General features: G+C 65.6%; 9 protein-coding genes. 3 read left to right on the top strand and 6 right to left on the bottom strand.

Going from position 1 to position 8736, the window contains the following annotated elements:
- From B7X49_RS16710 to B7X49_RS16700, 3 genes are all read left to right on the top strand, one after another.
- The coding region (locus B7X49_RS16710; protein WP_286705151.1) for a DeoR/GlpR family DNA-binding transcription regulator at positions 1-424 on the top strand (424 nt) is incomplete at its 5' end.
- Positions 421-1170: a sulfite exporter TauE/SafE family protein gene (locus B7X49_RS16705; protein WP_286705150.1), complete on the top strand. Its 750-nt coding sequence runs from the start codon at positions 421-423 to the stop codon at positions 1168-1170. The genes B7X49_RS16710 and B7X49_RS16705, both read left to right, overlap by 4 nt.
- A gap of 14 nt (positions 1171-1184) precedes the next feature.
- Positions 1185-1853, top strand: coding sequence for an SDR family NAD(P)-dependent oxidoreductase (locus B7X49_RS16700; protein ID WP_286705149.1), 669 nt, complete (start codon positions 1185-1187; stop codon positions 1851-1853).
- Positions 1854-1859: 6 nt separating this feature from the next.
- Here B7X49_RS16700 and B7X49_RS16695 read toward each other — a convergent pair whose 3' ends face one another.
- From B7X49_RS16695 to B7X49_RS16670, 6 genes are all read right to left on the bottom strand, one after another.
- A complete protein-coding gene (locus B7X49_RS16695; protein ID WP_286705148.1) occupies positions 1860-3050 on the bottom strand; it encodes a hypothetical protein in 1191 nt (396 codons plus the stop codon).
- Positions 3051-3094: 44 nt separating this feature from the next.
- Positions 3095-4204: a chorismate synthase gene (gene aroC / locus B7X49_RS16690; RefSeq protein ID WP_286705147.1), complete on the bottom strand. Its 1110-nt coding sequence runs from the start codon at positions 4202-4204 to the stop codon at positions 3095-3097.
- 6 nt (positions 4205-4210) lie between these two features.
- The gene (locus B7X49_RS16685; RefSeq protein ID WP_286705146.1) at positions 4211-6811 is read right to left on the bottom strand and encodes a hypothetical protein; all 2601 of its coding nucleotides are present in this window, start codon (positions 6809-6811) and stop codon (positions 4211-4213) included.
- Positions 6808-7326 (bottom strand): GNAT family N-acetyltransferase, encoded by a 519-nt coding sequence (locus B7X49_RS16680; protein ID WP_286705145.1) that lies wholly within the window; start codon positions 7324-7326, stop codon positions 6808-6810. The genes B7X49_RS16685 and B7X49_RS16680 overlap by 4 nt, the downstream gene beginning before the upstream one ends.
- 108 nt (positions 7327-7434) lie before the next feature.
- A complete protein-coding gene (locus tag B7X49_RS16675) occupies positions 7435-8139 on the bottom strand; it encodes a PEP-CTERM sorting domain-containing protein (RefSeq protein ID WP_286705144.1) in 705 nt (234 codons plus the stop codon).
- A 400-nt stretch (positions 8140-8539) separates the two neighbouring features.
- Positions 8540-8736, bottom strand: a 197-nt coding sequence (locus B7X49_RS16670; RefSeq protein ID WP_286840295.1) for a hypothetical protein, incomplete at its 5' end; no start/stop codon positions are given.

Below are 8736 nucleotides of genomic sequence, written 5' to 3'. Positions count from 1 at the left end.
CAATAATCTGAACGTCGCACGCATCCTGAGCGAGAACACCGATTTTCGCATCGTGCTGACCGGCGGCATGGTGCGCAACGGCGATGGCGGCATCACCGGGCAGGCGACTCGTGACATGCTGGACCAGTTCCGCGCCGATATCGGCATCATCGGCATTTCCGGCATCGATGCCGATGGCGGATTGTATGATTACGATATGGACGAGGTGATTTGTTCGCAAGCGATCATTCGCAACGCCCGCCGTGTTCTGTTGGTCACTGACCATACCAAATTCGGCCGCCCGGCGTTGATGCGCGTGGGCACGCTGGCGCAGATATCGGCCCTGTACACCGATCAACCGCCGCCGGCGGCGATGATCGCGCTGCTGGCGACCCTCGGTGTCGAACTGCACATCGCCCCTGCGCAGTCCGACAGCACAGCATGAACTGGCGCGATCTTGTGCTGGTGGCGGTGTCGTTCGCGGCCGGCGCGCAGAATGCGCTGGCGGGCGGCGGCTCGTTTCTGACGTTTCCGGCGCTGTTGTTCGCCGGGCTCGATCCGCGGGCCGCGAATATCACCTCGACCATCGCGCTGTTCCCCGGACAGGTCACCACCGGCATCGCCGGGCGCAATCTGGTAACCGGCGCGGCCGGGCTGGGGTTTGCCACGCTATTCGGGATCAGTCTGATCGGCGGCGCGCTTGGGGCGGTGCTGCTGCTGACCACGCCGGCCGGTGTGTTCGCGCGGATGGTGCCGTTTCTGGTGCTGTTCGCGACGATCGTGTTCGCCTGGGGCAGTTTCGGCCGGCGCCCGGATGCATCGATGGCGTCACGGTTGGGCGTGCGGGGTGCGATGGCGGCGCAATTTCTGATTTCGATCTATGGCGGATATTTCGGCGGTGGCATCGGCATTCTGATGCTGGCGGCGCTGACCGCTACGGGCGTGGCGGTGCGCCAGGCCGGGGCGACCAAGAACGTGCTGGCCGGGGTGATGAACGCCGCTGCCGTGGTGGTGTTTCTGTGCCGCGCGCACATCGCGTGGGGGCTGGTGCTGTACGTCGCGATCGCGGCGGTGCTCGGCGGGCAAGTCGGCGTGCTTATGCTGCGCCGGATCAACGAGCGCATCCTGCGCGGCGGCGTCGTTCTGGTGGGGCTCGCGCTGACAATCGGCTTGTTCATCGACATGCGCTGACCCATAATCGGGTTATGGATGAACCGAGCACACAGGTATTGAGCGGCACCGTGGCGCTGGTAACCGGTGCCAGCCGCGGCATCGGTGCGGCCACCGCGATCGGGCTGGCGCGGCTTGGTGCGCATGTCGTGATCGCGGCGCGCGACGACATTGGGCTCACCGCCACCGATGATGCGATCCGTGCGCTGGGTGGCGAGGCGACGCTGCTGCCGGCGGATCTGACCAAGGGCGATGTGACTGATCAGATCGGCATCAGCCTGTACGAGCGGTTCGGCCGGCTGGATATTCTGGTGCACGCCGCCGCCACGGCCGGACGGTTGTTGCCGGTCGGGCAGATCGACCAGACCGACTGGGAGCCCGCGTTCGGCATCAACGCGACCGCGACATGGCGGTTGATTCGCGCCTGCGGCGGTTTGCTGCGCGATGCGCCATATGGTCGGGCGGTGGCGTTGGTCCGCAATGGCGCGCCGGCCGCCTATGCCGGGGTGGTCGGCGCATCGATGGCGGCGCGACGCGATCTGGTTCTGTCCTGGGCGGCGGAAGTCGCGCGGACCCGGTTGCGGGTCAATTTGTTCGACCCGGCGATGCTGGCGGCTGAGCCTGCGGCCGCGCGCCTGGCTGCGATGAGTCTGCCAAGTGAAATGCGCCACGGCACTGTCGTAACCGGGCGCATCGACACGTAAACGCGTTTACATGGTCGAGAGAATTGCCGGTGCGAGCGCTGCCAGCTTGGCGGCGGGGTGCGATGGATTGCGGAATCGCATGGCGCTGTCGGCGCCGATTTCGGCATAAAGCTCGAAGCGCGAGGCGCAGGTGACCGCGACGACGATGCGCGCTTCGGGGAAGGTGAGGAACTGCCGTGCCTCGCCTTCCAGCGTCAGATGATCGCGCAGCAGGGTCCATTCCAGGCGATCGGTGTCTTCGATGAACATGGCCAGAATCCCCGGGCGGGTGCCGGTGAGCCGGGTCGGTGCCAGGGCGGCGAGGCGCTTGCGCATGGCGACGGCGATTTCATTTTCACTGCCGGCCCGCGCGGCGAGCACGAAAAGACCATTGCCGGCGCCGGTGACCGCGAGATTGGCTTCGGGGCCGAACTCGTGGCGCAGCTTGTTCATCAGCCCGTTCTCGCCAGCCTGGGCGGCGGCGAGCATCAACGGGTCGAGCCGCAGCACGGCGGCTTCATCGTGATCGGAGCGTTTGGCGGTCGAGAGCATGGTGTTGATGCGTTGATGCAAGGCTGCGAGGGCGTTGGTGCCATCGGCCGCCGCGGCATCGCGCAAGCCTTGCGGCAGCGTCATTTTCAGGAGGTAACGGCCGGGGTGGGCGGAGAGCCAGGTCTGCAGGTCGGGATCGATCCGGTCCATCAGGCGCATCCAGGCGGATTGATGGACCAGGCGGCCTTCCTCGGCGGAGAGCGTGTCGCATGCGATTTCGGCGGTGACGCCGTCGCGCGTGATCAGCAGGTCGAACGCCGCGCCATCCTCGAATCCGGCGAACTGAACCTCGAAGCCGGCGGCTTCGTGCAAGATGGCGGTTCGATGAAGATGTAGTAAGGGGATCAGCGTCGCCTCGCCGGTCAGCGCGGCGGCGAGGGCGGCGCGGAACCGCACCTTGCCGGCGGCGTTCAGCCTGCCATCGAGCGCGGAAAGCCCGGCGACACGGCTGGCGAGGCTGGTTTCGAGCGCCGACATCTCGCGCCCAAGGCGGCATTTTTCGGCTGCAAATTCAGCGGCATAACGCTTGGCAACCAGCTTGCCATAACGCGCACCGGCCCCCACATTGGCCTGTAACGCTGACAGCCGATCCGCCCAGAATTTTCGGCCGGCGACCGAAATGATCGACTTGATGTCTTTCGTGCGCTGGATCGGTGTGCGTGTCATATTCATGATACGTGTATACTACAGGTCGGATGGTCCTTCCGCTATCACATTGATGTGATAGGCAACCCCCCGGGTACGAATTCGCCACATTGGGCGCGGTGGCGCAGCCAATGATCCGCCAGCACGCAGGCCATCATCGCCTCGCCGACCGGCACGGCCCGGATGCCGACGCAGGGGTCATGCCGGCCTTTGGTCTGGATATCGACCTCGGTGCCTTCGGCATCGACGCTTGCGACCTCGGTCAGGATCGAACTTGTCGGTTTGACCGCGAAGCGCACCACGATCGGCTGGCCGGTCGAAATGCCGCCCAGCACGCCGCCGGCGTGATTGGCCAGAAAGCGCACGGAGCCGTCGGGGTTCATGCGCATTTCATCGGCGTTCGCTTCGCCGCGCAGGGCTGCGGCGGCAAAACCATCGCCGATCTCGACCGCCTTGACGGCGTTGATGCTCATCATCGCACCCGCCAGATCGGCATCGAGCTTGGCATAGACCGGCGCCCCCAGGCCGGGTGGCGCGCCGCTCGCGATGATTTCGACCACGGCACCGACCGAGGAGCCGGATTTGCGGATGGCATCGAGTTCGACCTCCCACAGGCGGGCGGCGAGCGGGTCGGGGCAGAAGAAATCGTTGCGATCGATCTCGGCATCGTCGAACCGGCTGCGGTCGATGCCGTGCGGACCCATCTGCACCAACGCGCCGCGGATGATGATGCCATCGCCCAGGATTTTGCGGGCGATGGCACCGGCCGCGACGCGCATGGCGGTTTCGCGCGCCGAGGATCGCCCGCCGCCGCGCGGGTCGCGAATACCGTATTTCCAGTGATAGGCGATATCGGCATGGCCGGGGCGGAACCGGTCGGCGATGTTGGCGTAATCCTTGCTGCGCTGGTCGGTGTTTTCGATCATCAGCGCGATCGGCGTGCCGGTGGTCTGGCCCTGATAGACGCCGGAGAGGATTTTTACGGTGTCCGGTTCGCGGCGCTGGGTGGTGAAGCGCGACTGGCCGGGGCGGCGGCGATCGAGAAACGGCTGGATATCGGCTTCGGACAGGGCGATGCGCGGCGGCACGCCATCGACCACGCAGCCGATCGCGGGGCCGTGGCTTTCGCCCCAGGTGGTGACACGGAACAGATGGCCGAAGCTGTTATGCGACATGCGGGTTTATAGGCGTGCGCGCCCGCCGCCGCCAAGCCGGGCGCTTGTTTGCAGTATCAGCGCGAGACCGAGGGCGGCCAGCGCGAGCAGGCAGGCGAGGCGTGTGTGGCGCGGGCGGTAGAAAAACCGGATGCGGCTGCGCCCGGCGGGCAGCGCGATCGCCTGGAATAACGGACCGTGCCGGGCGATGATGACGGGGTGATAACCGATGATGGCGTGCCAGCCGCCGAACCAGGCTTCGCGGCGGATCAGCGTTGCGGGTGCTGCGCAATCGGTGGTGACGCGGTTCAGGCTGGCGTTGGTGATCGTGCAGCCGGGTGCTGTGTAGAAGGGCGCGGCGCCGGGCAGACGGTAGATCCACATGGCACGGTCGCGGTAGATCAGGCGCGGCGCCGGGTTCGGCTGCGGCGCATCGAAGCGCAGATGTGGCGCGGTGATGGTGGTGCCGGCGATCCGGCCCATCCAGAGCACGACGGCGTTGCCGGATGGGTGGGTGAATTTGTAGTGCAGCGCCGTGTGGGGCGGGATGCGCAGCGGATGGTCCAGTGCGATCGGCAGGCTCGCGTTGTCGGCGGCGTGATCGAGGCTGGCTTCGCCGGTCGCGCAGTTGCTGCCGGCGCAGAGCGTGACATTCAATGGGCCGGTCGAGGCGCCGTCATAGGTGCCGATCTGGACGCCGATGGTGCTGATCCGCTCGGGCACCGGCGTGCTCGCCGGCAGGCTGCCCTGGATTGTCGCGCTACCCTGGAGCGAAGCGCCGGGCACGTTGGTGGCATCGAGCATCAGGCGCGTGCTGTCGCGGAACGGATCGAGGCCCGGTGGGGTCAGGATGGCGGTGACGCCGATCGCACGGAAGGCAGCGAGGTGGCTGCGCAGGGACGCGGCCTGGGCGGCGAGCGGCGCGGCGGGTTGCAGGCCGAGGGCGGTATTGCCGAAGTCGATCCAGGCGGCGGCGACCGGCAACTGGTTGGTGTTGATCGAGGCGAGGCGATCGGCGGCGGGATAATCCGGGCCGAACGGTCCCAGCGTGAAGAACCGGCCGAGTCCTTGGTGTGCTTGCAGAAAGCGGATGCCGCCGGTCGCCTGTTCGCTCGACCATGCGGCGGCGGCCTGGCCGGATGCCATGGTGGCCGTGGCGTCGCCCAGTGCGAGCAGTGCGAGCATGATCGTGGCGGGCCGGCTTGGTCGTTTGGTCATGATCGCGAGGCAGGCCAGTGCGGCGGCGAGTTCGGTGCCGCAGGCGATCAGGGCGAAGCGGTGGTCGAACTGGCTCGCGTGGTACCAGGCCAGCACTTGGGTGCGGTGGGGCAGGGTGACGATCAGGATCAGGCCGAGGCCGATGGCCCCGGCGATCGCGGCGGTGCGGCGGGGCAGGGCACCGCGGCGCTGCCAGTGATCGAGCGCGAGGCCGACCATGATGAGCAGGGCGAGGTCGAGTGCCGGGGTGACGAAGCGGATCGCATCCGTCGTGCCGACGAAGGGGATCAGGTTGAACGCCTTGCGCGCCAGATCGATCCCTTCGATCCGGAGCATCCCGAACGCGATGATGCAACCGAGCATGATCGCGCGGCCGCGTTCGCGGTGGCGTGGGATGATCGCGATCAGCGCGATGGCGATGGCGATGATGCCGAACCAGGTGCCGGTCTGCCACCAGGCATTGTCGATCGGGCCGGATGCGGTGGCGGCGAGCGCGGGGGGGATCGGTCCTGCGATCGGGCCGACCATGAAGGGCAACACCGACAGCATGGCCGAGGCGGGCCACGCGATGAGGGAAAAATATCCGTCATGCGGGCCGTAGTAGGATATCCGCACGTAATCGGCGAAGGGGATCAGCAAGGGGGCGGCGAGGGCGAGGGCGAGGATCAGCCCGACCATGATCTTGCCCGCGAGGCGGATGCGATCCGCACCTGCCAGGGCAAGGGCGCGCAGCGTCCACGCCGCCGCGAGCAGGCCGCCGAAATAGGCGGTTTCCGGATAGCCGGCATAGATCATCGCGGCGGTCGCGAAAGCGATCAGACCCCAGCCGCGCGGGGTGTGGGTTCGGGCGGCGCGCGTGGCGCGTTCGATGCCGAGTAGCAGCAGCGGCATGAACGGCAGCGGGCCGGCCGCGTGCGGCACCAGGAAGAAAATGCCGCTCAGCCCGTAGAGCGCACCGGCGACGAAAGCGGCGAACCGCGTGGTCCCAAGGTCGAGCAGCAGGGCATAGAGCGCGGCGCCGCTGAGGCTTTGCAGCACCAGCCGCAGGATCAGCCAGCCATGGGTGAGGCGAAGCAGGAGAACGAAGGGCAGAAAGAACGACAAGGTCTGCATTTCGGCCGCGAGCGGCATGCCGACCCCGGTATAGGGGTTCCACCAGGGGATGATGCCGGCGAGCCAGTCCTTCGCGCTCAACATGCCTTGCGCCTGGGTGATCAGGCCGATGGTCGGGTCCGCCCAGGTCGGTGAGCCGGGTGCTGGGAACGGGCCGGTGTGCAGACCGAGGGTGAGACCGCGATAGAACAGCGCGGGATCGGCATGCATGATGCCGAGGATCAGCAAAAGGTTCGCAAGGCAGGGCAGCACGATCAGGCCGAGGAGCGGTCCGGCGTGCCGTGCGGCGGTTTTCATGGCGACGGGGCGGGGTGGAGTCGCGCCATCGACAGGCAATCGATCAGCACGCCATCGCGCAGCGCATAGGCACGCTGGCATCCTTCGGTCACGAAGCCGAATTTTTCGTAGAGCGCGATGGCGCGGCGGTTGTCGGTGAATACGTTGAGTTCGATCCGCACCAGGCCCAGCCAGTTGTCGGCCAGATCGATCAGCGCAGCCAGCAGCGCGGCGCCGGCACCCTGGCCTTGCCAGGGATCGGCGACGTTGATGCCGAGGCCGGCGACATGCGCGCGCCGGCCGGTGTAGCGGTTGAGACTGGCGGTGCCGACCAGTTCGGTGCCGCTTTCGGCCACGACGAGGTGATTATCGGGTCCGAGCTTTTCGAGAAAGGCGACGCTGGTGGCGGTCTGGCTGAACGGCAGTGCGAGGGTGCCGTGCCGCACGCCGGGCAGGTTTCGCAGCGCGGTGATTGCGGCGGCATCGTCCGGCCGGGCGGCGCGGATGGTAAAGCGGGGTGGGTTGCTGGGGTTCATGCAGCGGGGCTATCGGGCGGCCGCGCGGTCGTCAATGCAATGGAAACGAAAACGCCTCCGGTGAACCGGAGGCGTTGGGTCCCCACCCATTTTAGCCTAATCGTGGTTTCAGGCGCGGTTGCGGCGACGCAGAACGAGGCCGAGGCCGACCAGCGCGGTGCCGAACAGGGCGAGCGAGCCGGGTTCCGGCACGTTGACGGTGCCGGGGATCACGAACACGCGATCGACCAGGATGTCTTTGGCGGTGACGCCTGATCCGGTGAAGGAGAAATCGACGGCGTAATTGCCCGCGGTCGCGATGTTGGCCGTACCGTAAACGAGCGTCCAGGTATTGGTGCCATCGGCCTTACCGATCGCAGCGACGCTGGCATCGGAGATCAGGCTGGTGCCGGCGACGGTGCCGCTGAAGGTTGCGTCGTTCGGGTTGCCGTAGCCGTTGGCCGGTACGTAGACGTCGAACCCGATGCTGTAGGTGCCGGCGTTCAGAGCGATGGTCTGCGACAAGGTCTGGGTGCCGGTATCGGTCGAGAAATAGGCGGCGTAACCGCTGCTGGCATCCGGGCTGCCGGTGGTCAGCATATCGTTCGCGACGGCCTGGCCGTAGGCGCCGGTCGGGTAGCTGTTCGGCACGTTATCGGTGGCGATGACGACTTCGTTGCTGGTCGTGTTGACTTGGGGGGACAGGGTCCAGCCGCTGAACCCGCTGCCGAACGAGCCATTGGTCAGGAGGTTGGCGCCGGCGAAGGCTGAGCTGCTCGACATGAGGATCGCGGCAGCGACCGAGCCGGTGAGAAGAAGGGTTTTGAAAGACATGCTGGACTCCGTAAACGACAAGAATTCTGCAGTGGAACTCACTGTGGGTTAGATTAAAGCATGTTTCATGCCAATAAAAAATATTGAGTTATTATAACGAGATATAGAAAAAACTGCAAAGCGTTTCTCCCAATGTGTAAAATTTCCTGACAGTTTTTGTTCGCAAATCGTTGCCGGGTAGCGGTTGGGTGCGATCGTTTCGCTCGGGTGGGGGCGGGAAGGCTTCTTTTTTGTAAAAAAGAAGCAAAAAACTTTCTGACCCTGGGGCACGGGCGTTTCCACCGCCACGGGCCCAAATGACCAAAGTTTTTTTTGTTTCTTTTTTGTTCACAAAAAAGAAGTGCTTTCCTAGTCTTTCGTGGTTGTCGTTGCGTTATCGTAACAAATAAGGCGTGCGAAATCATGGCCCTTTCCGCCAGAGTTTTTTGACGTTGAAGGACGGCACGAAGGGCTGGTGCCAGGGTGGCACGGGCGGTGGGGGTGGGCCGAGGATTTCGTGGAGTTGTTCTTGCGTGAAGTCGATGCTGCCGTCGGGGTTGATTTTGTATTGGTCCATGAAGCTGGGCTGGCGCTTTGGTTTGCGGATGCGCTTGGGCC

The sequence above is a fragment of the Acidiphilium sp. 34-64-41 genome (assembly GCF_002282635.1).
GTDB lineage: Bacteria > Pseudomonadota > Alphaproteobacteria > Acetobacterales > Acetobacteraceae > Acidiphilium > Acidiphilium rubrum.
This window is presented reverse-complemented; position numbering and strand designations above follow the sequence as displayed.